Source organism: Ruegeria sp. C2 (genome assembly GCF_056537765.1).
The window spans coordinates 1509760-1532551 of sequence record NZ_JBQFRZ010000001.1; the positions used below are offsets into that span (position 1 = coordinate 1509760).

Sequence of the window (22792 nt, forward strand, 5' to 3'; positions counted from 1 at the left end):
AGTTCGAATTTGTATCCAGCGGAGGCAAAGATCGGCTAAGCGGGCCTTGCCGGCCGTTCGGCTAACCGCTCATATTTTGGAGAATTCGCTGATAGAAAGCGCCTTTTGCATCCTCACCAGTAGGTCTTGCAATCCATTCCCACTCCAAATTCAGTGCTCCTGCGGGTATGATTTGCCGCGCGATCTCGGGTGGAGTGGTTTCGTCAGTCGTTCCATTCTTCCAATCGTGAAAGGCCGATGAGTATCGAATGACCGCTCCGCTCGTCGGCAAATCGAGCAACCCGCCCTCGGCAAAGAACGTCAACCCGTCACCCATTTCTTCCCCGATGAGTTTGAGCCTATTTCCCAAACGATGTTTGAGGATGGCCACAAACACTATCGCTGCGGAAAACGTGAACTTATCGACAAGCACGACAACCTGCTGACTTGCGCTTTGCGAGATGGCGTCGATCAAGGGCATCGTTAAAAGAAAATCGCCGCCGGTGTTTCCGCGAACGTCAATCAGGAGTGTTTTGTTTGAGCAGGCGCCCACGCGGTCCGCTGCATATGTGATGGCTTTAGGCAGCGCAGTTTCGCTCGGGTCAAAGAAACTTGGCAACAGAATTAAAAGCCCAAGTTCTTGCCAGTCCTTTATCTCCACAAAGGTCTCGGGCTCCCAGTCTGGATCAGATTTACCGTGCTCGTTTCTCGGGTAGAGCGTCGATCCAGGAACAGTATTTTCATTTGCCACTTTCAGATCGGTTGTCTGCCCATTTTCGTCCTGCACACGATACTCGGTCGTACCGTCGTTTGACGAAAAACCCAAACGTGTCAAAGCGTAGGGCCAAGCCAGAAGAATAGGCCCGATGACCCGTTTCCTTTGGGGCGTTCCCGCCAGAAATTGCTCCGCGGCGGCTTCGATTTGGCTCAAAGCTGCACCATTGACTGCTATCAACTCTCCTCGCGGAGCAGTGACCCCTGGTGCCGCCCCAATGACTTGCACTGAATGCCCCACGCTCACGAACCTCAGCGGTAGCACCGAGATTGCATCATTCGGGATCAACCGTGTGTGTCCATTATTGGGAAGTGCCAATAGACGCATCGCGGACATCAGGAAGGCTTCGATAGAGCCCTCCAAGGCGTATCGCCGGGTCTTACCAATGCAACTGTCTATCACGGCCTTTTCGATCTGCCGAAAGCTGGGATCGGTTTGCAAGGCGGTTTCTAAAATTAGATCAAGGTCTTTCGTGAGCGACATGTTTCAAGGTGCGCATAGCCGCTCGTCAATGTCCAGATTGGCCTCTGAAGCCGCCATTAACTCATCTTGACGCGCTGGAAAACTGCCAGAGCGATCAGTTTTGGCTCCGCAGGTGAAGCGCGAGCCCGTCCACTGCTGCTTCAATCAAATCCAATGCTCCGTCAAAATCTCGGGTATAGTACGGGTCGGGCACGTGGTTTGCATCGGTGTGAGGCGCGAAATCGGTCAGAAGGCGGACAGGGGTTTCGTTGCCGTCGGGGCGCAGGGCTTCGATATTGGTGATGTTGTCGGCATCCATGCCAATGATCAGGTCGAAGCGGCGGAAATCCTCGGCCACGATCTGGCGGGCGCGCAGGCCGCTGAGGTCAATGTCGCGGGCACGGGCCGCCTGTTGCATCGGGCCGTAGGGTGGGTCTCCGATATGCCAGCCCGAAGTTCCGGCGCTGTCGGTCCGATGATGCGGGGCGCGCGCGCGAAAAACACCTTCGGCGGCGGGAGAGCGGCAGATATTGCCCAGGCAGACGAAAAGGATACGCTGTGTCATGGGACTGGTGTAGCGCGAGAGGCGGGCATGGAAAAGATTGTCATACTGACTGACGGAGCGTTTGCGTAAACGCACTGCCTCGATATTGGAGATTTACCCCGTCGAACCCAGACCATGAGATTGAGCTGGTCTCAGCTCGGAAGCGACATCTGTCTGATGATCTAATGATCAACGGGGCACCTCCGAGGCTACGAGTCGACTCCGCAATAATCAGTTAGGAACTCGGAATGACCGTACAAAACCTCAATTGACGAGCATTTCGGGTGAGTGCCTTACAGTCGAGTTCGGCAATGCCATGTCATCGCTGACTGCCATGAGTGCAGCCCGACTCGGGCATAAGCCCGATCTGCGGGTAGTGCCGGATCGTCTGGACCCTGGCTTGTTCTTTTTCTTTGTTTTCTGATCGTCAGCATAGATATCCCTGCAGGAAAATCACAGCCTATTAGCTTTGGGTTGAGGAGACGCAAGAGTGATCCACCCATCAGAATGCCCTATTCCGTGTCTCCGCACACGAATGACCGATACCCCGGTCGGGCAAGGCTTCCTGCGCAGACAGAGGGTTGTATAAGGCATCACGTCATCACTGGACGTGACGCATTTCCGCTGTTGTTCGACCGATGTCAGGTCACGGCGATCTCTCTACTCAAGCACATACTTTGGAGCTTTTATCGATTTCAAATTGTCGATAAGAACCTCAGCCAGAGCTAGAATCGTCAAGGCCGGGGTGTCTGGCTTCAGCATGAAACCTGTATTTTCATCAACGGGATGACAGGTCATTTACGTGCGGAAGGGCCACCGCCCCTGAGATCCGAATAGCAAGTCAATCAAGATAGCCTCTACAATCTCAAGCTGTACCACGTTCATCAAAAAAATTGATGCCACCTATCAATATAAGCAAGAAATGGCCTGAATCGATTTAGATTTAGCCAGCGATCTGCTCAGATCGATAGCCCAGAAACAACTAACCCTTGCATCGGATAGATCGTGTTGTAAGGAGGGCCAGAATAATTTCGAGTATGGATTAAGCTTTTGTCTCCGACACATAGAAAACGCATAAGAAGAATCGGGATGATCTTGCTGATCTTGGTGACTTTGCCAATTTCAGTGCCAATCATATTGAGAAAGAAGCGCATCAAGAGGCAAAGAAAGGCTGAAGAGACGCGCGGCCATTCAAAGGTGAATGATCTTCGTCGCAAGCTCTGGGAAGGGTTTGGGCAGATCACGGCAGAGTCGATTCCGTCCTGGATCGAGAGCGATGCGCTCGGAGACAAAAACCGGGCTGTTCTCTCCTATGAACTCGCCCGGTGGCACGCTGCACGTGGCAATTGGGATGAAGCAGCCGACCAGTCCTTCAAGGCGCTCGCGTTCAGCCACAAAATCGCACAAAAAATGCGCCCTTCCGTGTTGTTGACTGAGGCGCTGATTCAATCCGGTCGACGAGAAGAAGCCAGGAAGAAGATTGATGATCTGAGAAAGTCCAAACACGCCGCAGAGATGAAGTTTGCCGAATGCAACCTTCTCTTGGCCGAGCATGGAACCGTTGCTGATATCCAGAGACTGAAAAAAATCAACAAGATTTATCGTGAAGCTGGACTAGAAGAACTGCAGTTGATCGACGAAGAACAGGGATTTGTGTTCGGCAATCTTGATTGCCAAGCACGATCGATTGTTTCGGAAGGTCCGACCGTTTCCGTGTTCGTACCGGTATATAACTCGGCAGAGTTTCTTGATACGTCGCTTGGTACATTGCGCAATCAGACATGGAAGAACCTCGAGATCATCATAGTTGATGACAATAGTCAGGACGATAGCTGGGCCAGAATTCAACAGATATCCAAGTTTGATAAGCGCATCAAAGCCGTCAGAAACGATCAAAACATGGGTGCATATTTCACCCGAAACCGGGCGCTTGGCATGGCGACCGGAGAATTCGTGACGGTGCATGACAGCGACGATTGGCTTCATCCACGCTTGATCGAATGGCAGGTAAACGCATTGCAGAAGTCACCGCATTTGCGCGGAATATTCGGTACTGCCGTTCGCGTCTGTAAAAGCATGCGTATTCATATACGACCCGATAGGGACAATCTGGAATATTTGCATCGAAGCTATCCCTCGTTCATGGCGAAGCGCACCGATGTCCTGGATTTCGGTCAGTGGGATAGTGTGCTCACCGGTGCAGACAACGAACTGGTCAAGCGTTTTGAAACTCAGTTCGGCAAAGAGTGTATTGGCCACAAAATCTCAAAAGCACCGCTGACGCTGCAGCTTCACCACGATGGCTCTCTGACCCAAGCTTCTGAAACCGCCTTGTCCAGCATGAATTTCGGCCTTAGGCGAACATATGAAATGCAGTCAGTGCATTGGCGTGAGCAACAAGTAGCAAATGGCAAGCCCCTGATCGTCAAACGGAAAAACCAGAAAGAGCCGTTTCCTGTACCCGAACTGGCCATGCCGAAACTGATGCGTCAGAACCGGGGTTTCGACCTTGTACTCATTTCCGACATGACGTTGTTAGGCGGCACACGCCGCTGCAATGAGGGATATATTGCAGCGGCAACAGCCGAAGGTCTACGCGTTGGCCTGTTCAACTATCCACGCTGGGATTTCTCGCTCAAGAAAGTTGCCTCGGGTTATCTCGATCTTTGCAGGCAGGCCAATGTCGAGCTTCTGACAAAAGAAGATCAGATCAACGCCGCTGCATGTATTGTACATCATCCACCAATCCTGAAGCATCGTATCGACATGTTGCCAAGAATAAAGGCTGATCGCCTTGGCATACTGGTTAACCAAAGCCCCATGCAATTGTGGTCTGAAACGCCCTATATGTATGATGATCAAGGCGCCACAGACGCGTGCCAGCATTACTTTGACCGTGCGCCCGAATGGATCGCAATATCAAATCGCGTTAAGACCACGCTGTCTCGGCTTGAGGGGTATGACAACATGTACCCTGGTATCTGGCACCCTCCTTATTCCGGGCAGGTCATAGATGAGCTCGATACCGCACCTGATTTTGCAAACCGTCCTATAAGGATCGGGCGGCATTCCCGTGATCACTGGACGAAGTGGCCAGCCGATATCGAAGATTTGCAGCGCGCCTATTGTGCTGCTGAGGCTGGCTTCGAATGTCATATCTTGGGCGGCATTTCCTCAGCCAAAAGGCTGTTACCCAGCGTCCCAAGAAACTGGGTAATACATGAATTCGATGACATTGATGTCACTGAATTCATCGATTCTCTCGATGTCTTCGTGAACTTTATGCACTACGACTACATTGAGGAGTTCGGACGTAACACGATGGAAGCCATGGCGCGCGGAAAACCGGTTATTCTGGAGCACGGTCTGAAGGAGATTTTCGGAGAATCCGCGCTGTACTGCGCACCAGACGAAGTGGCTGGATTGGCGAAGAAATTGATCGAGAACCCCGTCTTATATCTCGAACAAAGCCGGAAAGGAATTTCGTTCGTCAAAGAAAACTGCGCAATGAACGTTGTTCGGCAGAACCTAGTGTCGTTCCTGGGTTCAGATCGTTCTATCGACAGTTAATACCTGATGCCTTTCGATGGGCGACGCAAATTGGTCTGTTGTGGTCTGTCCATCGCTTGAGGCGTGTAAGCGCCTCAAGCGATGATGTGAAAAACCCTAAACGCCACCGACCATACATAGCGTGCCCGCGATGGTGCAGACCCCAATCATGCTCTAACACTTGGACAGGGCCACCCAGGTGGCTTTGGTCAAGATCATGAGAACGCGCGATACAAGAGGCGGGCATGGAAAAGATCGTCATTCTGACCGGGGCCGGGATATCGGCCGAAAGTGGGCTGGGCACCTTCCGCGACGAAGGCGGGCTATGGGCGCAGCACCGGATCGAGGATGTGGCAACGCCGGAAGGTTTTGCCCGACACCCGGCGCTTGTGCATCAGTTCTACAATGCCCGCCGCGTTCAGGCCGCCAAGGCGCAGCCCAACGCCGCCCATCAGGCGCTGGCGCGGCTGCAGAAGGACTGGCCTGGAGAGGTGGTCATCGTTACCCAGAATGTCGACAGCCTGCACGAGGCCGGAGGGGCCGAGCGTGTGATCCATATGCATGGCACGTTGGCGGGAGCTCTGTGCGGAGTTTGCGAGCACCGTTGGATCTCACCGCCAGAGATGGAGGTGGGCGAACCCTGCCCCGTCTGTCAGCAGCCCTCGGCCCGGCCGGACGTGGTGTGGTTTGGAGAGATGCCTTATTTCATGGATGAAATTTACGATCACCTGGCCGAAGCCACCCTGTTTGCCTCAATCGGGACCTCGGGTCAGGTCTATCCTGCGGCGGGTTTCGTGCAAGAGGCGCGGGCTGTGGGCGCGCGAACGGTCGAGCTGAACCTTGAGCCGTCTGCCGGAGGCTCGATCTTTGACGAAACCCATCTGGGGCCCGCGTCGGAGGTGATCCCGCGCTGGGTCGACGGGCTGCTGGCCCGCGGCAGCACGCGATAAGGGCAGACAATGGCGCACTCTCCCGTCTATGGTGCAGGAAACAGGAAGCCGAGTGAGTGACATGACTGATCTACCGCCCAAAGATGGAGAGATCCTTGACGAGAGCAGCATCGACGCCCGTGATACGCTGAGCACCAATCTGGCCAGCCTGTGGTGGACTTTTCTGCTGCGCGGGATTCTGGCTGGTCTGATCGGCATCGCAGCTCTGTTCTGGCCCACCAGCAGCATATCGCTGCTGCTGCGGCTGGTCGGGGCGCTGCTGATTTTGGATGGCGCGCTGACCTGGCTGGGGTTCGGGCGGCGCGGGCTGGTCGGCGGCGTCGGGATCGGCACTGCGCTGATCGGACTGGTGCTGCTGATCTGGCCACAGGGTGTGGCTTGGCTGGCATTCACGCTGATGGGGGCAATGGCGCTGTTCGTGGCCATCGGCTCGCTCATGGCGCTGCCGCAGATGCACCCCCAAGACCCGGAACGCGCGACGGTGCGCAACTCAGGCATCTTCGCGCTGATCATTGGTTTGGTGCTGATCTTCTGGCCCGGCAGCGGGATGGTTGCACTGGGCTGGGCGATTGCATTCTTCGCGCTGACCTCTGCCGTAGTGATGTTCTTTCTGGCCGCACGGTTCAAAAAGGCTGGCGATCGGCTGGAAATGCGAGTCGTCAACCGGTAGCGAAACAGGCCGGGCAATGCCCGGCCTGACGCATGGATGACGGCCGCTGCGCGGCCCGAAGACAGGCGTTGATACCAGCCCCTGCCTTTGGCTTATCGCTCTAGATCGACGGGGATTTCGATCTCGACCTCTCCGGCCTGTTCGAAAATCAGCGTAACAGGAACGGTCGCCCCCTGTTCGAACGGAGCCTTGATGCCCATGAACATGACGTGATCACCCCCGCGCTGCAGCATGTGGGTTCCACCGGCCGGAATGGCAAAGCCCTCCTCGACATGCATCATCTTGGCGACGCCGTTGTCATCGACCACGTGCGTGTGAAGCTCGACCCGCGCCGCCACGTCCGAGCTTGCGCCGATCAGGCGGTCGTCGGTGTCGCTCTGGTTCTGGATCATCATGAAGGCCGCACCGGCCTTGGCAGTCTTGCTCGAAGACCGCGCATAGGGGTCGTCGACCGTGATCCCATCAGCAGCCATGGCTCCAGTCGCAAGGGCCACTGTGGTCAGGGTTGCAAGCAGGGTGGATTTGAGAGTCATTTTGACCTCTCCTCAAGTAAATGTCTGAATTTGGTTTGGGAATCGGAATCAGACAAAGAACGGAGGCGCACGTGCCGGGTGCAGCGGCAGCGGTGCGGAAATCAGGTCATGCGACCGCAACAGAGGCGCGGCCTGCATCCGGGACGGGGCCTGAGGTACAACAATGGGCGCTTCGTGGATCGCGCCAAGCAGCGCCAGCGCATAGTCCGGACAATAGTGCGGAGCTTGGGTCGGCTGGCCCTCGGCGTCCATATAGACGACAACGGGCCCCGAGCCGGTGCACAGCACCATCTGCCCGACCGCGCGATCCATACCGCGCGACCCAGCCAGCCCTTGCCCGGTGAGGATCACCAGCAGGGACAGCGCATAAGGCAGCAATGTGCGAAAAAAGCTCGTCATCTCGGGCCAAGATATAGGCTTCCCTCCCAAACCGTATCAAGCGGAAAGGGAGGGTTGAGACAGTATGGCTCGGTTCAGTTTTTGGGCGGCTTGACCGACTCGGTGTTCAGACCCGTATGTAGACGGTTCACCCGGCGTTGCATCCGGGTGCAGCGCGTCACTGCGGTTATGATCGTGGTTGGCAACAACAACAGGAAATTCGTTACTTTAAAAGACATGAGGCCCCCCTCACCATGAATAGGCGTAAACATATGCAAAATTCAGCGGGCATTCTGTGAACAACATCACTAAACGGGGCATTTTATCATTAATTCGGGACAATCCCGTGCGCGCGCAGAGACAAAAAAGAAAAAGCCCCACACCGCGAGGTGCAGGGCTGAATTCTCGTGTGAGAAAGCGATCAGGCCGAAGCTTGTGCCTTGGCGATTTCTTTCTTCACTTTCAGAGCGTTCGCGGACAGCTCGTCATCCTTGGCTTTCGCCAGGAACGCGTCCAGACCACCACGGTGATCGACCGAGCGCAGGGCAGCCGCCGAGATGCGCAGCTTGACGCCGCGGCCCAGGGTTTCGGACTGCAGGGTGACGTCGTTCAGGTTCGGCAGAAAACGACGACGAGTTCTGTTTTTGGCGTGGCTGACATTGTTGCCAGTCATCGGGCCTTTTCCGGTCAGTTCGCAACGGCGCGACATGGTTTCTTCCTTTGTTTCTGGAGGCCGGGTACAAGACCCGCGGCCAAATCACAAGGGGCGCAACCCGAAGTCGCGCCCGAAAACTGGTTGGATGCGTGTAGTGGGAATCGCGCGGAGGGTCAAGACGGCTGCAGCGAAATCTTTGCGCAGACGCTGAATTCCTTTTCCGCTACATCACCGGGGTCTGCAACAGGGGTTTGTTGTTCCTCAGATGTCGGGCGATCAGCTGTGCCTGCAAACGCCCGCGCGGGATCAGACGGGCCGGGTCCGTGACGTAGTTCATCTCGGCCAGTTCGGGAAAGATCCCAAAGATTTCATGCCGTGATGCGGGGCTGAGCGATTTCAGCGCTTCGGGCCCGGTATAGAGGCTTTCGGTCGGGGCATCCTCGGCAAAAATCACTTGGTGGCGGTCGAATAGCAGGTGGAAATACTCGACGCTATCAACGCTGTCATCGACATAGATGCCCGGCAGCGTTGTAAGTTTGATGGCCGGGATCAGCACCTCGGTTTCACCGAACATGCGCTGCGCGATTCTGGACTGCACCAGCATACGGTGCTGGCGCGAAACCAGAAGATCGCGCGCAGGCAACCCACCGCCCAGCGCGCCGGCAAGGATGCGCACGGGCCAGAGTTTGGGATTGGCTTGCAGGTGCGCCCTTTCAAAGCGACGGCGACCGATCCAGCGGATGGGCTGAGGCCCCGGCCCCAATGCGGGGATCAGATCACCGGTGCGCAGGGACTGGATCGGGGCAGACCCATGCGGTGTCTTGATCCGTGTGTCGCGGGTGAAACAGGGAACCCCGCTGCCATTTTCAAAGGCGGAATAGGTAACGGTAGTGCCCGACGGCAGGGTGAAGGTGCCGCTGGATATCGAATAGCCGACCCCGTTTTCAACGGTGATGGTACCGAATACATCATCATTGATCACGGTCCCAACTGGCAGGTTCAGCGTATCTGTGCCGCCGCCGCCGCGAATGTCGCCGGTGACCGTGGTGGCGGTGAAGTTCAACGTGTCGTTGCCGCCACCCAACCGGATATTGCCAACCGTCGATCCGTTGATATCGATGGTGTCAGCATCGGCCCCGCCCGCAACGCGCCCGCCGATCGTACTGCCCGAGACGGTGATTGTGTCAATGCCAGCGTTACCTAGAACATTGCCGGTAATCGTGCTGTTGATGATGTCGATATCGTCATCGCCACCAAGCCCCCGCACACCTGTCACTGGCGGCGTGGCCGGATTCCCGTTCAGGGTACCGTTGTCATTGGTGACATCGATATCATCATTGCCATTGGTGCCGTTGATATCGGGCATTGGCGGCGGCTCCTGAGCATTCAGCCTGACGGTCTAAAGTCTGATGATATCACCATTTTCACCACAGGTCAGCCCAGAGCACAACCTAAAGCTGAATTTCGCCGCGCGAATAGGCCCGGATAAAGGGTCAGGCCCGTTCCGGCATCAGCGTGCTCAGCATCTGTTCCGCGGCCGCCGAGGGGCTGAGATGCCCGCTGCTGACCTCAGCCCCAAGACGCTCCATCTCCGAGCGCGACTGCGCGGTCGACAGGCGGGCCAACAGCGCGGCGCGGACCTCCTGCTCGAACCAGTATTGCGCCTGAGCGGCGCGGTTGCTGTCCCAGTGACCGGCCTCTCGCCGCCATTTGGTCAGATCCTGCATCTCGGCCCAGGCCTGGTCGAGCCCGTGTTCCTCGACCGCCGAGACGGTCATGGCCTTGGGAAAGCCCTCGGGGTCTTGCGGGCGTTTCCGCAACAGGCGCAGCGCGCCCGCATAGTCGGCGCAGGTGCGGGTGGCGGTGGCTTTCAGATCGCCATCGGCCTTGTTGATCAGGATGACGTCGGCCATCTCCATGATGCCGCGCTTGACGCCCTGCAGCTCATCCCCGCCCGCAGGCGCAAGCAGCAGCAGGAACAGGTCAGACATCTCGGCCACCACGGTTTCCGATTGGCCGACACCGACGGTTTCAATCAACACCACGTCGAACCCGGCCGCTTCGCACAGCGCGATGGCTTCGCGCGTGCGCCGGGCCACACCGCCGAGGTGGCTTTGGCTGGGCGACGGGCGGATAAAGGCGTTTTTCTCGCGGCTCAGCCGCTCCATCCGGGTCTTGTCGCCCAGAATGGACCCGCCCGACCGGGCCGAGCTGGGGTCGACGGCCAGTACGGCAACGCGCAGCCCCTGACCCGTCAGCATCATGCCGAAGCTTTCGATGAAGGTGGACTTGCCCACACCGGGCGTGCCCGACAGCCCGATGCGCAGCGCCTGACGTTCGGCTTTGGCCAGTTGATCGAGCAACGCGGTGGCCTGCGCGCGATGGTCGGCGCGCCCGCTTTCGACCAGCGTGATCGCGCGGGCCAGTGCCCTGCGGTCTCCGTTCAAGATCCTGTCGCCAAGCTCGGCAGTGTTCATGGGTAAGCCCCCGGCTGGAATTTGCCTTAGATGAGGGGGGATGCACCGGTTTGTCCAGCCCCTACTCTGACGCGGCCATGGGATGCTGGACCTTGGCCGGGGCTTTGGCGATAAGGCGATATGACCCGGTTGCCCATCGATGACGCCATTCCCGATCTTCTGAACGCCTTGCATGCGCATGGACGCGCGGTGCTGCAGGCGCCTCCGGGCGCGGGTAAGACGACACGCGTGCCGCTTGAGATGTTGCAGGCAGACCTGTGCGAGGGTCGTATCGTGATGCTGGAGCCCCGGCGACTGGCTGCACGCGCCGCTGCCGAGCGCATGGCCGAGACGCTGGGCGAACCGGTGGGGCAGACCGTGGGTTATCGCGTGCGCGGCGAGGTGAAGGTGTCGAAGGCCACGCGGATCGAAGTGGTGACCGAAGGCATTCTGACCCGGATGCTGCAATCCGAGCCCGACCTGCCGGGCGTGGGCGCGGTGATTTTCGATGAATTCCACGAACGCTCTCTGAATGCCGATCTGGGGCTTGCGCTGTGTCTTGAGGTGACCGGGGCGCTGCGCGATGACCTGATATTGTTGGCCATGTCGGCCACCCTGGATGCGGAACCGGTGGGCCGGCTGATGGATGCGCCTTTGGTGACGTCCGAGGGGCGCAGCTACCCGGTTGAAACGCGCTGGCTTGAGAAACCTCTGGGCGCGCAGGCCCGGCGGCTGGATGCGCTGATCGATCTGGTGGTGCGGGCCGAGCGGGAAACGAGCGGCGGAATGCTGGTCTTTCTGCCCGGCGAGGGAGAGATACGCCGCGCCGAAACCGCGCTGAACAGCCGGTTGCCCGACGCCTGCAACGTGCGACCTTTGTTCGGTGCCCTGCCCTTCGCAGCACAGCGCGCGGCGATTGCACCGGTCAAGGAGGGGCGAAAGGTGGTGTTGGCAACCTCGATTGCCGAGACCTCGCTGACCATTCCCGATATCCGCGTTGTGGTCGACATGGGGCAAGCGCGGCGGGCACGGTTTGATCCGGGCTCGGGCATGTCGCGGCTGGTGACGGAACGGGTAACGCGGGCCGAGGCCACGCAGCGTGCGGGTCGCGCGGGCCGCGTGGCAGAGGGTGTGTGCTATCGCCTGTGGTCCAAGGGTGAAGAAGGCGCGCTGGCCGCCTACCCGCCAGCCGAGATCGAGGCGGCCGACCTGACCGGGCTGGCCTTGGAACTGGCGCTGTGGGGCGCAGAACCCGATGATCTGGCGTTTCTGACCGCGCCGCCCGACGGGACGATGGCCGAGGCGCGGGCCTTGTTGCGGATGCTGGGCGCATTGGATGGCAATGGGCGGATCACCAATCATGGACGCGCGCTTGCCGCGCTGCCGCTACATCCCCGTCTGGGGCATATGCTGGTGCGCGCAGGGGCAGAGGCTGCGCCTTTGGCGGCGCTGATGGCGGACCGGGACCCGCTGCGGGGTGCCCCGGTTGATCTGTTGCTGCGGTTGGAGGCGCTGCGTGACGTGCGGGCGTTTCAGCGCAATCGGGTCTGGCAGGTCAATCTCGGGGCTTTGGATCGGATAAAGGGCGAAACCAAGCGCTTGAAGGCGCAGGCCAAGGGCGCAGGCGATCTGAGCCCTGCAGCGATGGCCGCATTGGCTTACCCCGACCGGATCGGACAGCGGCGCAAGGGCGATATCCCGCGCTATGTGCTCTCGGGTGGCAAAGGCGTGGTGCTGGAGAGCGGTGATACGCTGGCAAGTGCGCCTTATCTGGTGGTGACGGATACCGATGGAAACCCGCGCGAGGCTTGGGTCCGCATGGCGGCGCAGATTACCGAAGGGGAAATCCGCGATCTGTTTGGCGACCAGATCGCATGGATCGACAGCTGCGCGTGGTCCAAACGGGAACGCCGCGTGGTGGCCCGGCGGCAGGAGCGGTTCGGGGCGATCACTCTGGACGACCGCATCTGGAAGGATGTGCCCGAGGACGCGGTGGCGCGGGCGATGCTGGACGGGGTGCGCGATCTGGGCATTCGGCTGCAAGGGGCCTCGGCCCGGCTGGCAGCACGGGTAGAACTGGTGAGAGCAGGCGGGGTCGAGCTGCCCGATTTCTCGGATCAGGGGTTGCTGGATGGGTTGGAGGATTGGCTGCTTCCGATGCTTTCGGGTGTGCGCAGCGCCGAGGATTGGAAGCGTTTTGATCTGTTGCCCGCACTGCGCGCCCGACTGGATTGGGCACAGACGCAGGAACTGGACCGGCGCGCGCCGGGGTCGTTCGTGACGCCCTTGGGTCGCAAGGTGCCGATTGATTATGGCGGCGCGGTGCCGGAAATCTCGGTCCGGCTGCAAGAGCTGTTCGGTGTGACCCAGCACCCGGTGGTCGGGCGTGAGCCGTTGAAGATCACTCTGCTGTCACCCGCCCAGCGCCCTATTCAGATCACCCGCGACCTGCCCGGATTCTGGGCCGGGTCATATGCGGATGTACGCAAGGACATGCGGGCGGAATATCCCAAACATCCCTGGCCTGAAGATCCCACCCAGGCTGACCCGACCCTGAGGGCAAAACGGCGGAAATCGTGAGCCGGGCGGCGTGGGTTTTGCGAAAAAACGGCCACAAATTTTTACTCAAAGGTCACATATATGACTCATGTCCTTTAAATTCGGTCAAAATCACCCATTTTCCAACAGTAATATTGTTTCATGTGCTATACATCATTAATTAAGGTCTCAAAGTAAGAATGAACCTGTTCAGGCAAACGATATATGACGAAATGGCTGCGTAATATCTGGGAAGAAGTTGCCCGACCGATGATCCTGCGCCCAAACCGGGTACAGGTTGCGGCGCTTTGCACCCGTGGTGCGGGGTCGCGCGAAGAGGTTCTTCTGATCACAAGCCGCGACACCGGGCGCTGGATCATCCCCAAGGGCTGGCCGATTGACGGGCTGGATGGCGCTGAAACTGCGTTGCAGGAAGCGTGGGAAGAGGCCGGTGTGCGCGCCGCAGGTGTTCGCAAAGACCCGGTTGGGCAGTTTTCGTACAATAAGACCCTGAAAGATGGCTCGGCTCAGCCTGTCCGAACCAGTGTCTACCATGTCGAGGTGACCGAGCTGGCCGAGGACTATCCCGAGGTCGATCAACGCACCCGCTGCTGGGTCTCGCCTCAGGTTGCGGCAGAACGGGTGCAGGAGCCCGAATTGCAGGATTTGCTACGGCAAATGTAACAATTTTGTAAAATTTTGACGACACCGGTTGCTGCCCCTTGAGGAAAGGAGTAGCGGCGTGGGCCAATTCAAACAGGCCCTGAAAATCTGATGTCTGACATGACCCCCAAATCCCGCTGGCACGCGCTGGACAGCGATCTTCACCGCATTTCACGTGTGGAGTACGCCAATGCGCATGTGGCCCGTCCCATGCTGGCCCCCGGAATCGCGCTGGCGTTCATCGCCCTGGCCGGGCTGATCGCTGCGGTGCTGTTTGGCCAGGCGGAAGGCGGGCTGCTTGTGGCGGCGGCGGCGGCGTTCGGGGCCTATATGGCGATCAATATCGGTGCCAATGACGTGGCCAACAACATGGGTCCGGCGGTGGGGGCCAATGCGCTGACCATGGGCGGCGCCATCCTGATCGCGGCCATTGCCGAAAGCGCCGGTGCGCTGCTGGCGGGGGGCGACGTGGTCTCGACCATTTCCAAGGGGATCATCGACCCGATGTCGGTGCAAAACAGCAACGTGTTCATCTGGGCGATGATGGCGGCGCTGATCTCATCTGCGCTGTGGGTCAATCTGGCGACCTGGGTGGGTGCGCCGGTCTCGACGACACATTCGGTTGTGGGTGGTGTCATGGGGGCAGGTATCGCGGCGGCAGGGCTGAGCGCGGTGAGCTGGGGCACCATGAGTGCGATTGCGGCCAGCTGGGTGATCTCTCCGGTTCTGGGCGGGGTGATTGCTGCCGGTTTTCTGGCGCTGATCAAGTCGAAAATCCAGTATCAGGACGACAAGATCGCGGCGGCCCGGCGCTGGGTTCCCATATTGGTCGCGGTGATGGCCGGGGCTTTTGCCACCTATCTTGCGGTCAAGGGGCTGAAGCGGATCGTCAAGATCGACTTGCAGATGGCGCTGCTGATCGGGCTGGCATTTGGCGCGCTGGCCTGGGCCGTGACCGTGCCCTGGGTGCGGCGTAAATCCGAAGGGATGGAAAACCGCACCCGGTCGCTGAAGACCCTGTTTGGCCTGCCGCTGGTGATCTCGGCCACATTCCTGAGCTTTGCCCATGGTGCGAATGACGTGGCCAACGCGGTGGGTCCGCTGGCAGCCATCGTACATGCGGCGGAGTTCGGGGATTTTGCCGCGAAAGTTTCGATCCCGAGCTGGGTCATGGTGATCGGGGCCTTTGGGATTTCCTTTGGTCTGTTCCTATTCGGCCCCAAACTGATCCGAATGGTGGGCAGTCAGATCACCAAGCTGAACCCGATGCGCGCCTTCTGTGTGGCGTTGTCGGCGGCTATTACCGTAATCGTGGCAAGCTGGCTGGGGCTGCCTGTCAGCTCGACCCATATCGCTGTGGGCGCGGTATTTGGCGTGGGGTTCTATCGCGAATGGCAGGCGGATCGGCGGTGGAAACTGTCAAACCGACAGCGCCCGGCCGAGTTGCGGCTGGCACGAGAAGAACATCGTCGGCGCAAGCTGGTGCGGCGGTCGCATTTCATGACCATCGTTGCGGCCTGGGTGGTGACGGTACCGGCTGCCGCCGTGATATCCGCGGTGATTTTCTGGATACTTACGGCATTTGGCTGAGTTTGGGGATTTTGCGAGGCTCTGCCTCGCGCTCCGGGATATTTTTGGCCAGATGAAGCAGCGGATCAGAGCCTGATCTGCTCGGGTTTGAGAGGTGTGTTCGGAGCCTCTTTGATCAATCGGGCAATTTGGTTGTTGAGTGGCGTGGGGAGGTTGCAACTGCGCCCCAGCCGAATGATCTCCCCCTGCAGGCTATCGATTTCCGTGGGGCGGCCAGCCATCAGGTCATAAGCCATCGAAGTGCGCGCATTGGGATCGATGGTCAGCATCTTTGCGGCGATGCGGGTAAAAAGCGGTGTGGGCAGGCGCAGGACATGCGGGGTCGCCCAGGCGGGCAGCGGCGTGGTGGAGGCGACGGGAATACCGGCGGTTTTGAGGACCATAAGCGCCTCGGCCATCTGATCGGCCATCAGGCGGCGCCAGTTGCGGTCACGCAGTTGCGCCTGCAGGGTCAGGCCCGAGAGCGCGTTCAATGCGTTGTTGAGGTTGATCACCAGTTTGCCCCATTGCACCGCTTCGATCTGATCGCTTTCCTGAACCGGCAGATCGGCTGTGTTGAGGTGGTCAGCCATAGCGCCGGGGCCGGTTTCGATGATGATCTCGCCTGAGGTGGCGCGGTGATACGCAGCTTCCTCAGTCGGGACGACATTAAAGGGGATCATGCCCGCGCGGACATCGTGTTCAGGCAATACGGCGCGCAGGGTTTGGATGTTGTCCATGCCGTTTTGCCAGGACAGAACCGTGGTATTCGCCGGGGCATAAGCCGCGATCAGGTCTGCCATCTGCACAGTTGCGCCGGACTTTACCGTGACAATGATCAGATCGGCATCGGCAAGGCAGGCGGGTTCCTGGGTGAGAGTCAGCTGATCGGCTGGAATGGTCCGGGTCAGGCTGGCGAAATCTGTCACCGTAAGTCCCTGGGCACGGATGGGGTCAAGTACGCGGGCGCGGCCCAGAAGCGTCACGCCATGACCCGCAGCGGCCAGCAATGCGCCGCAATAGCAACCGATGCTGCCCGCCCCCGCGATGACGATCTTCATGATGCACCCTCCGTTATCGGGAAGGATCGCTGGGACGGGCGAAGTAGACCAGTGTGACGTCAGGTCAGACCCGTGCCAGCCTTGGTCGCGTGCGTTCCAGTTCTTCCGAGATCGGGATGAACTCCTGATCATCTCCGGGCGGCAGGTGGAAGGCCCCGTTTGCCCAATCTGCGGTTTTCCATTCGCGGGTGGCGGTATCGATTTTTTCTTTCGAAGAAGACACGAAATTCCACCAGATATAACGATCTTCGTTCAGGGTCGCGCCGCCCAGCAGCATCAGGCGCGCGCCCAGAGGCCCGGCCTTGACCGAGAGGTGGTCACCTGGGCGGAACACCATCATGCGGCCTGCGTCAAAGCTGTCGCCCGCGATTTCGACCGAACCTTCGGTGACGTAGACACCCCGGTCCTCGTGATTGTCGGGCAACGGGAAGGACGCGCCCGGGTCGAGCTGGACGTCGAGATAGAAGGTCTCGGACAGCATGGTAACCGGGCTGGTCTCGCCATAGGCCGAGCCGAGGATCAGGCGGGCGCTGACACCGGTATCCTGAATATGCGGCAGCGCGCCCTGTTTGTGATGTTCGAATTCGGGGGCCATGTCCTCATGCGCTTCGGGCAAGGCGATCCAGGTCTGGATACCGAACAGGCTGTGTTTCTTGCCGCGCGTCTCATCGCTGGTGCGTTCGGAATGGGTCACGCCACGCCCGGCAACCATCCAGTTGACCTCGCCCGGATAGATCATCTGATGGGTGCCGAGGCTGTCGCGATGTTCGAACTCTCCCTGATACAGATACGTCACGGTGCCGAGGCCGATATGGGGGTGCGGGCGGACATCGATGCCGCCTTCGGTGATGAACTCGGCCGGGCCCATCTGGTCGAAGAAGATGAACGGGCCAACCAGTTGCCGTTTGACGGAAGGCAGCGCGCGGCGCACCTCGAACCCGCCCAGATCGCGGGCGCGCGGGATGATCAATGTCTCAAGCGCGGGGTTCTCGGACAGGCATTCGGGATTGTGGGTTGGGTTCCAGCTCATTCCTGCATCTCCCATTGGCAAGGGGTTTTGGTTCACTTATGCAGGATATAGAGCGGAAATTCAGAAAGTAATTCGCATAATCGCACATAAATCGTGCAGTTCTTCCGTTATGGACCAACCCCAGCGCCCTCATGCATCGCGTGGCCAAAGCTGCGGAAAGAAGGCGCCGTCGATCCGGTCGCCTTCGCTGTAGCCTTCCGCCGCGAACTGCGCGCGCTCACCCTTGGCCCAATCCCCGCGATAGCGGATGACGCCATCGGGCGCGGTCATCCGCAGCGTGAAACGCCGCACCGTTTCGGTCGGCGTGACCGAGGACAGCCCGCCATGCAGGGTGCGCATGTCGAAAAAGATGCAATCGCCGGGCTCCATATCCCATTGCAGCAGGTCATACGCTGCGGGGGCGGCGTTCACGTCTGGGGGCGGATGATAGGTGAGGCCCGCGACCTCGGTCGGGTCATAGCTGGGATGCCCGTCGGCAAAGCGCACTCGCATGAAGAGCTTATCCCACAGGTGCGAACCGCGGACGAAGGCGATGCCGTTTTCTTTGGTTACCGGTTCAAGCGGCAGCCACAGCACGCACATCGTGCCCTCGAAATCGAAATAGGACAGGTCCTGATGGAACGGCGGGCGCGAGGTTGATCCGGCCTCACGCAGGAACCAGTTGTCCATCACCAGATTGATCGAGGGCGCGTCGAGAAGCTGAGCAGCCAGCGGTGCGCAGGGGGAGTTGTGGACGAAATCCCTGAACTGGGGGATCTTGTTCCAGGCCCAATAATCCTCGAAATATGCGGGCGCATCGGGGTCTTTGGTGTGCCGCGTCAGGTTTTCGGTTGGATTGGCAAGGTCCGCGTCGATGCCGTTGCGCAGCTGGGTCAGCCAATGATCCGAAAATTTGGACCGCAGAACCACGGCTCCGTCGCGCTGGAATGCGGCGATCTCATCTAGTGTGATGCGATCCGTCAAGCTCATGACACCGGCCTTTCTGATAGAATCCAAGCTGTGGTCAAGATTGCAGCGGTCGTCTGCCGCGTCAAAGTAAATCACAATTCGCAACGCAACCTCGGAATGCGCGAGAAGCGTGCTATATTTCAGGGGCAGATGAGGTCGCAAAAAGAGGGTTCCATGACCGGTTCATTACTCACGCGTCGTTCTCTGATCGCCTCGGGCGGGGCGGTTTTGGCTTCGGGGCTGATGGTTCCCGCGCAGGCCAATGGTTTGGCCCCCACCCCGTCGATGCGAGGCGGATCGAACAACTATCGTCCGGGCGCACCGATCGTGGAGCGTATCGGCGGTGGCGGGTTCTGGATGACTGGCACCGTGCGGCGGGCGGGCGACGGAGCCCCCCTGCCCGGCCAGCGTATCCAGATCTGGGCGCATACGACCGAAGGCCATGAGCGCGATCAGCGCAGCCATGGCGCGACGCTGACGGATGCCAACGGAGAATTCCGGCTGGAGATGCCACAGATCGTGCCCGCCTTTGGTCAACCGCACGGGCATCTGGCTTATGACAGCGGCGAATTCGAGACGGTGTTCCTGCGCCCGGTGATGTCGAGCGCGAAGGACAAAACGCTTGCCGCGCATTTCGTCTTGCAGCCCGCCTGATACGTGTTGAGGCGTGTATTGATCTGGGTGGCGTTGTCCGCCACCCTTCTAGTTCCAGTCATTGCAGCGGCGTTCAGCCCCTATCTGGCGTGGCGCGAGCCGATCTATATCCTCGCCGGGTTTGCGGGCATCGTCGGGATGTGCCTTCTGCTGATGCAACCTTTGCTGGCCGGACGCTGGCTGCCCGGGCTCTCACCGGTACGCAGCCGCGTGTGGCACAGGCGGTGCGGTCTGGCCCTTGTCGCCGCGATTTTAATCCATGTTGGTGGTTTGTGGGTCACGAGCCCGCCGGATGTTGTGGACGCGCTGCTGTTCGTGTCGGCCACGCCTTTTTCCGTTTGGGGTGTGATCGCGATGTGGACGGGTTTTGCTGCAGCAACGATGGGCGTTCTGCGGCTACGCCTGAACCTGCGATTTCGGCTCTGGCGTCTGGGTCATGCCGGGCTGGCGCTGGTGACCATTCTGGGCAGTGTCGTGCATGCCCTGCTGATTGAAGGCACGATGGAGATCATGACCAAGATCGCATTGTGTGTGCTAGTAGTTCTAGCGTGCGTAGCTACGCTCGCCAGATTGCGGATCTGGGATGTGACCCGGCGCGCTTAGAGGTCCCATGCGCGAGCCAAGGCCGCGTCAGACTGACAGGCGTTTGGCATAGGTCGCGCGATCAATTTCAACATCCCGCACGGTGATGCTGCCGACCGTGGGCGCAGACGCAGCCAGAACATTCAGAATAATCGCGTTCAACTCGGCGCGCGTCGCCTCATCCCGGCCCTGCAGCAACAAGAGCGTGGCGTGGATGAAGGTTTGCGGTTCGGTCCCGATGTGGAAATACCGGAACGAGGTGGCACGGATTTTAAGCGTTGGGGCATCGAATTCTTCATGCGCGGCGAGCACAGAATAGAGCTGTTCGCAGATGGCTTGAAAATCATGAGAGTTTTCGAGCCCGGCAGAGAATTCCAGGGTGACGTGTGGCATTGAATGCTCCGAGATTTAAGAGAGCCATATATGGCTCTCTCTGATTGCTGCGAGCCTCAGACGCCCAGACACCAGCGCATGACCGCCTTTTGCGCGTGCAGGCGGTTTTCAGCCTCGTCAAAGATCACCGAGTTCGGGCCATCCATGACCTCGGATGTGGCCTCTTCCTCGCGATGCGCAGGCAGGCAGTGCATGAACAGCGCATCCGGCTTGGCATGCGACATGAGGTCGGCATTGACCTGATAGGGGCGCAGCAGATTGTGGCGGCGTTCCTTGGCGGACTGGGAATCGTGCATCGAGACCCAGGTGTCGGCGACCACGAGGTCGGCCCCTTCAACCGCCTTGTAGGCATCCCGTTCGACCACAATCTTCGAGCCCTTCTGGCGGGCGAAGCCCATGAACTCCTCCTCGGGGTCGAACTGTGCCGGGCCGGTGAAGGTCAGGTCGAAACCGAACTGACCTGCGGCGTGCAGGAACGAAGCACAGACATTGTTGCCATCACCGGTCCAGACCACCTTTTTGCCTGCGATGGGGCCTCGGTGTTCCTCGAAAGTCAGGACATCGGCCATGATCTGACAGGGATGCGTGCGATCGGTCAGGCCGTTAATGACGGGCACGTCCGAGTATTCTGCCATCTCGGTCAGGATCGTTTCGTCAAAGGTCCGGATCATGATCATGTCGACATAGCGCGACAGGACGCGGGCGGTGTCGGCGATGGTTTCACCATGGCCCAGCTGCATGTCCTTGCCGGACAGCACCATGGTCTGCCCGCCCATTTGGCGCACGCCAACGTCGAAGGACACACGGGTCCGGGTTGACGGCTTTTCAAAGATCAGCGCAACCATGCGGCCTGCCAGAGGCTGCTCATCGTCCGGGGCGGCTTTGGGACGACCGAGGCGCGCCTGTTTCATCGCGCCGGCCTGATCGATCATGTTCCGCAGATCACCTGCGTCCGTTTTGTGGATATCAAGGAAGTGGTTCATTTTATTTCACTTTTCAATCAGGCGAGTTCAGGCCGAAGCCATTGCGTTTTCAACTTGCGCCGCGGCTTTTTCCAAACGGATCAGGGCCTGCGCGATGTCGTCTTCGGTCAAGGTGAGCGGTGGCAACAGGCGGATCACGTTGTCGGCGGCGGGGACGGTGATGACCTCGTTGTCATAACCGGCATTGACCACGTCGATATTGGTGGGCTTGCATTTCAGGCCCAGCATCAGACCGGAACCGCGCACCTCCTCGAATACTTCGGGGTGGTCCGCGACCAGACCTTCAAGTTTCTGGCGCAGCAGGCCCGCCTTGCGGTTGACGCCTTCAAGGAAAGCGGGTGTCGCGACCTGATCGATCACCGCGCAACCCACCGCGCAGCCCAGCGGGTTGCCGCCATAGGTGGAGCCATGGGTGCCTGCGGTCATACCACTGGCCGCCTCTTCTGTGGCCAGCACAGCGCCCAAGGGGAAGCCGCCGCCGATGCCTTTGGCGACCATCATAATGTCCGGAGTGATGGCTGCCCATTCATGCGCGAAGAGCTTGCCGGTGCGGCCCACGCCGCACTGGACCTCATCCAGGATCAGCAGAAGGCCATTGTCGTCGCAGATCTGGCGCAGGGCTTTGAGTTCTGCGTCCGGAACGGGGCGGATGCCGCCTTCGCCCTGAACCGGTTCGATCAGGATGGCTGCGGTTTTGTCAGTGATGGCGTTGGTGACACCGTCGAGGTCTCCGAAGGTCAGATGGACGAAGCCGGGCAGCAGCGGACCGAAACCTTTGGTCATTTTCTCGGACCCGGCGGCGGCGATACCAGCGGACGACCGGCCATGGAATGAGCCATCGAAGGTGATGATCTCGACCTTCTCGGGTTGGCCGTTGTCATAGAAATACTTGCGGGCCATTTTCACGGCCAGTTCGCAGGACTCGGTGCCGGAATTGGTGAAGAAGACCGTATCAGCAAAGGTGTGTTCGACCAGCTTGTCGGCCAGCGCTTGCTGCTGCGGGATGTTGTAGAGGTTCGAGACATGCCACAACGCATGCGCCTGTTCAGTCAGCGCAGCCACCAAAGCCGGATGCGCATGGCCCAGCGCGTTCACCGCAATCCCCGCGCCGAGGTCCAGAAAACGTCGGCCATCCGCCTCGGTCAGCCAGGCGCCTTCGCCCTTCACAAACGTCAGGGGCGCACGGTTATAGGTCGGCAGAACGGACGGGATCATCGGATCATCCTTTTCGAATAGGTTGAGCCCTGTGAGTGATACACTGGGGCCATGTTCGTCAACTGATTTGGTGGAGATTGCGCGCATTTGAGCAGCGCAAATGGATCAAACGGGCCGGTTACGCGGTCAGGCGTCGGCGTCGGAGGCGCAGGATATGTGCGGGTTTGATCATGGCGGGTCGTATAACGGGGTGCAATCGATCTGA

Annotated in this window: 22 protein-coding genes; 8 read left to right on the forward strand and 14 right to left on the reverse strand. The window is 59.4% G+C overall.

Annotated features, from left to right (window positions below):
- Positions 1 to 61: 61 nt before the first annotated feature.
- Positions 62 to 1237: a S41 family peptidase gene (locus tag ACR0IV_RS07695; RefSeq protein WP_480657154.1), complete on the reverse strand. Its 1176-nt coding sequence runs from the start codon at positions 1235 to 1237 to the stop codon at positions 62 to 64.
- A 94-nt stretch (positions 1238 to 1331) separates the two neighbouring features.
- Complete coding sequence (locus tag ACR0IV_RS07700) at positions 1332 to 1781, reverse strand: low molecular weight protein-tyrosine-phosphatase (RefSeq protein ID WP_480657153.1); 450 nt, start codon at positions 1779 to 1781, stop codon at positions 1332 to 1334.
- Positions 1782 to 2849: 1068 nt separating this feature from the next.
- On the opposite strand from ACR0IV_RS07700, the gene ACR0IV_RS07705 reads away from it, so the two are divergent.
- The 3 genes from ACR0IV_RS07705 to ACR0IV_RS07715 all read left to right on the forward strand — a co-directional run bounded on the left by ACR0IV_RS07705 (position 2850) and on the right by ACR0IV_RS07715 (position 6929).
- Entirely contained in the window at positions 2850 to 5330 is a 2481-nt protein-coding gene (locus ACR0IV_RS07705) for a glycosyltransferase (protein ID WP_480657152.1), read from the forward strand.
- A 224-nt stretch (positions 5331 to 5554) separates the two neighbouring features.
- Complete coding sequence (locus tag ACR0IV_RS07710; RefSeq protein WP_480657151.1) at positions 5555 to 6259, forward strand: NAD-dependent deacylase; 705 nt, start codon at positions 5555 to 5557, stop codon at positions 6257 to 6259.
- A gap of 61 nt (positions 6260 to 6320) precedes the next feature.
- Positions 6321 to 6929 carry an HdeD family acid-resistance protein gene (locus tag ACR0IV_RS07715; RefSeq protein ID WP_480657150.1) on the forward strand — a complete coding sequence of 203 codons (609 nt, stop codon included), beginning with the start codon at positions 6321 to 6323 and terminating at the stop codon, positions 6927 to 6929.
- A 92-nt stretch (positions 6930 to 7021) separates the two neighbouring features.
- On the opposite strand, the gene ACR0IV_RS07720 is transcribed toward ACR0IV_RS07715, so the two are convergent.
- The 6 genes from ACR0IV_RS07720 to meaB form a co-directional block, all read right to left on the reverse strand.
- On the reverse strand, positions 7022 to 7462 hold the full coding sequence (locus ACR0IV_RS07720) for a copper chaperone PCu(A)C (protein ID WP_480469220.1): 441 nt from the start codon (positions 7460 to 7462) through the stop codon (positions 7022 to 7024).
- A 48-nt stretch (positions 7463 to 7510) separates the two neighbouring features.
- Positions 7511 to 7861 (reverse strand): hypothetical protein, encoded by a 351-nt coding sequence (locus tag ACR0IV_RS07725; protein WP_480657149.1) that lies wholly within the window; start codon positions 7859 to 7861, stop codon positions 7511 to 7513.
- Positions 7862 to 7935: 74 nt separating this feature from the next.
- A complete protein-coding gene (locus tag ACR0IV_RS07730) occupies positions 7936 to 8079 on the reverse strand; it encodes a hypothetical protein (RefSeq protein ID WP_480469218.1) in 144 nt (47 codons plus the stop codon).
- A gap of 182 nt (positions 8080 to 8261) precedes the next feature.
- Positions 8262 to 8549, reverse strand: coding sequence for a 50S ribosomal protein L28 (gene rpmB, locus ACR0IV_RS07735; protein ID WP_008756960.1), 288 nt, complete (start codon positions 8547 to 8549; stop codon positions 8262 to 8264).
- Between the two features lie 169 nt (positions 8550 to 8718).
- On the reverse strand, positions 8719 to 9861 hold the full coding sequence (locus tag ACR0IV_RS07740; RefSeq protein WP_480657148.1) for a Hint domain-containing protein: 1143 nt from the start codon (positions 9859 to 9861) through the stop codon (positions 8719 to 8721).
- 127 nt (positions 9862 to 9988) lie between these two features.
- Complete coding sequence (meaB, locus tag ACR0IV_RS07745; RefSeq protein ID WP_480657147.1) at positions 9989 to 10972, reverse strand: methylmalonyl Co-A mutase-associated GTPase MeaB; 984 nt, start codon at positions 10970 to 10972, stop codon at positions 9989 to 9991.
- A gap of 120 nt (positions 10973 to 11092) precedes the next feature.
- Between meaB and hrpB the strand changes: the two genes are divergently transcribed.
- From hrpB to ACR0IV_RS07760, 3 genes are all read left to right on the forward strand, one after another.
- Positions 11093 to 13531: an ATP-dependent helicase HrpB gene (gene hrpB / locus ACR0IV_RS07750; protein ID WP_480657146.1), complete on the forward strand. Its 2439-nt coding sequence runs from the start codon at positions 11093 to 11095 to the stop codon at positions 13529 to 13531.
- Between the two features lie 183 nt (positions 13532 to 13714).
- A complete protein-coding gene (locus tag ACR0IV_RS07755) occupies positions 13715 to 14173 on the forward strand; it encodes an NUDIX hydrolase (RefSeq protein ID WP_480657145.1) in 459 nt (152 codons plus the stop codon).
- 90 nt (positions 14174 to 14263) lie between these two features.
- The gene (locus ACR0IV_RS07760; RefSeq protein ID WP_480657144.1) at positions 14264 to 15742 is read left to right on the forward strand and encodes an inorganic phosphate transporter; all 1479 of its coding nucleotides are present in this window, start codon (positions 14264 to 14266) and stop codon (positions 15740 to 15742) included.
- Positions 15743 to 15807: 65 nt separating this feature from the next.
- On the opposite strand, the gene ACR0IV_RS07765 is transcribed toward ACR0IV_RS07760, so the two are convergent.
- From ACR0IV_RS07765 to ACR0IV_RS07775, 3 genes are all read right to left on the reverse strand, one after another.
- Entirely contained in the window at positions 15808 to 16782 is a 975-nt protein-coding gene (locus ACR0IV_RS07765; RefSeq protein ID WP_480657143.1) for a 2-dehydropantoate 2-reductase, read from the reverse strand.
- Positions 16783 to 16846: 64 nt separating this feature from the next.
- Complete coding sequence (locus ACR0IV_RS07770) at positions 16847 to 17812, reverse strand: pirin family protein (protein WP_480657142.1); 966 nt, start codon at positions 17810 to 17812, stop codon at positions 16847 to 16849.
- A gap of 129 nt (positions 17813 to 17941) precedes the next feature.
- The gene (locus ACR0IV_RS07775) at positions 17942 to 18781 is read right to left on the reverse strand and encodes a phytanoyl-CoA dioxygenase family protein (protein WP_480657141.1); all 840 of its coding nucleotides are present in this window, start codon (positions 18779 to 18781) and stop codon (positions 17942 to 17944) included.
- Positions 18782 to 18934: 153 nt separating this feature from the next.
- Between ACR0IV_RS07775 and ACR0IV_RS07780 the strand changes: the two genes are divergently transcribed.
- Both ACR0IV_RS07780 and ACR0IV_RS07785 read left to right on the forward strand, forming a co-directional pair.
- Positions 18935 to 19414 carry a twin-arginine translocation pathway signal gene (locus ACR0IV_RS07780; protein WP_480657140.1) on the forward strand — a complete coding sequence of 160 codons (480 nt, stop codon included), beginning with the start codon at positions 18935 to 18937 and terminating at the stop codon, positions 19412 to 19414.
- 6 nt (positions 19415 to 19420) lie between these two features.
- Entirely contained in the window at positions 19421 to 20017 is a 597-nt protein-coding gene (locus tag ACR0IV_RS07785; protein ID WP_480657139.1) for a ferric reductase-like transmembrane domain-containing protein, read from the forward strand.
- A gap of 27 nt (positions 20018 to 20044) precedes the next feature.
- Here ACR0IV_RS07785 and ACR0IV_RS07790 read toward each other — a convergent pair whose 3' ends face one another.
- Genes ACR0IV_RS07790 through ACR0IV_RS07800 form a run of 3 tightly spaced genes read right to left on the reverse strand, consistent with a single transcriptional unit; the run spans position 20045 to position 22587 of the window.
- A complete protein-coding gene (locus ACR0IV_RS07790; RefSeq protein ID WP_480657138.1) occupies positions 20045 to 20389 on the reverse strand; it encodes a 5-carboxymethyl-2-hydroxymuconate Delta-isomerase in 345 nt (114 codons plus the stop codon).
- A 56-nt stretch (positions 20390 to 20445) separates the two neighbouring features.
- A complete protein-coding gene (argF, locus tag ACR0IV_RS07795; RefSeq protein ID WP_480657137.1) occupies positions 20446 to 21372 on the reverse strand; it encodes an ornithine carbamoyltransferase in 927 nt (308 codons plus the stop codon).
- A 27-nt stretch (positions 21373 to 21399) separates the two neighbouring features.
- Positions 21400 to 22587 (reverse strand): acetylornithine transaminase, encoded by a 1188-nt coding sequence (locus ACR0IV_RS07800; protein ID WP_480657136.1) that lies wholly within the window; start codon positions 22585 to 22587, stop codon positions 21400 to 21402.
- Positions 22588 to 22792: the final 205 nt, after the last annotated feature.

What these genes read in the sequence shown, in the direction of transcription:
- ACR0IV_RS07695 (WP_480657154.1), bottom strand. Translation starts at nt 1,237, where the DNA reads ATGTCGCTCACGAAAGACCTTGATCTAATTTTAGAAACCGCCTTGCAA.
- ACR0IV_RS07700 (WP_480657153.1), bottom strand. Translation starts at nt 1,781, where the DNA reads ATGACACAGCGTATCCTTTTCGTCTGCCTGGGCAATATCTGCCGCTCT.
- ACR0IV_RS07705 (WP_480657152.1), top strand. Translation starts at nt 2,850, where the DNA reads ATGATCTTGCTGATCTTGGTGACTTTGCCAATTTCAGTGCCAATCATA.
- ACR0IV_RS07710 (WP_480657151.1), top strand. Translation starts at nt 5,555, where the DNA reads ATGGAAAAGATCGTCATTCTGACCGGGGCCGGGATATCGGCCGAAAGT.
- ACR0IV_RS07715 (WP_480657150.1), top strand. Translation starts at nt 6,321, where the DNA reads ATGACTGATCTACCGCCCAAAGATGGAGAGATCCTTGACGAGAGCAGC.
- ACR0IV_RS07720 (WP_480469220.1), bottom strand. Translation starts at nt 7,462, where the DNA reads ATGACTCTCAAATCCACCCTGCTTGCAACCCTGACCACAGTGGCCCTT.
- ACR0IV_RS07725 (WP_480657149.1), bottom strand. Translation starts at nt 7,861, where the DNA reads ATGACGAGCTTTTTTCGCACATTGCTGCCTTATGCGCTGTCCCTGCTG.
- ACR0IV_RS07730 (WP_480469218.1), bottom strand. Translation starts at nt 8,079, where the DNA reads ATGTCTTTTAAAGTAACGAATTTCCTGTTGTTGTTGCCAACCACGATC.
- rpmB (WP_008756960.1), bottom strand. Translation starts at nt 8,549, where the DNA reads ATGTCGCGCCGTTGCGAACTGACCGGAAAAGGCCCGATGACTGGCAAC.
- ACR0IV_RS07740 (WP_480657148.1), bottom strand. Translation starts at nt 9,861, where the DNA reads ATGCCCGATATCAACGGCACCAATGGCAATGATGATATCGATGTCACC.
- meaB (WP_480657147.1), bottom strand. Translation starts at nt 10,972, where the DNA reads ATGAACACTGCCGAGCTTGGCGACAGGATCTTGAACGGAGACCGCAGG.
- hrpB (WP_480657146.1), top strand. Translation starts at nt 11,093, where the DNA reads ATGACCCGGTTGCCCATCGATGACGCCATTCCCGATCTTCTGAACGCC.
- ACR0IV_RS07755 (WP_480657145.1), top strand. Translation starts at nt 13,715, where the DNA reads ATGACGAAATGGCTGCGTAATATCTGGGAAGAAGTTGCCCGACCGATG.
- ACR0IV_RS07760 (WP_480657144.1), top strand. Translation starts at nt 14,264, where the DNA reads ATGTCTGACATGACCCCCAAATCCCGCTGGCACGCGCTGGACAGCGAT.
- ACR0IV_RS07765 (WP_480657143.1), bottom strand. Translation starts at nt 16,782, where the DNA reads ATGAAGATCGTCATCGCGGGGGCGGGCAGCATCGGTTGCTATTGCGGC.
- ACR0IV_RS07770 (WP_480657142.1), bottom strand. Translation starts at nt 17,812, where the DNA reads ATGAGCTGGAACCCAACCCACAATCCCGAATGCCTGTCCGAGAACCCC.
- ACR0IV_RS07775 (WP_480657141.1), bottom strand. Translation starts at nt 18,781, where the DNA reads ATGAGCTTGACGGATCGCATCACACTAGATGAGATCGCCGCATTCCAG.
- ACR0IV_RS07780 (WP_480657140.1), top strand. Translation starts at nt 18,935, where the DNA reads ATGACCGGTTCATTACTCACGCGTCGTTCTCTGATCGCCTCGGGCGGG.
- ACR0IV_RS07790 (WP_480657138.1), bottom strand. Translation starts at nt 20,389, where the DNA reads ATGCCACACGTCACCCTGGAATTCTCTGCCGGGCTCGAAAACTCTCAT.
- argF (WP_480657137.1), bottom strand. Translation starts at nt 21,372, where the DNA reads ATGAACCACTTCCTTGATATCCACAAAACGGACGCAGGTGATCTGCGG.
- ACR0IV_RS07800 (WP_480657136.1), bottom strand. Translation starts at nt 22,587, where the DNA reads ATGATCCCGTCCGTTCTGCCGACCTATAACCGTGCGCCCCTGACGTTT.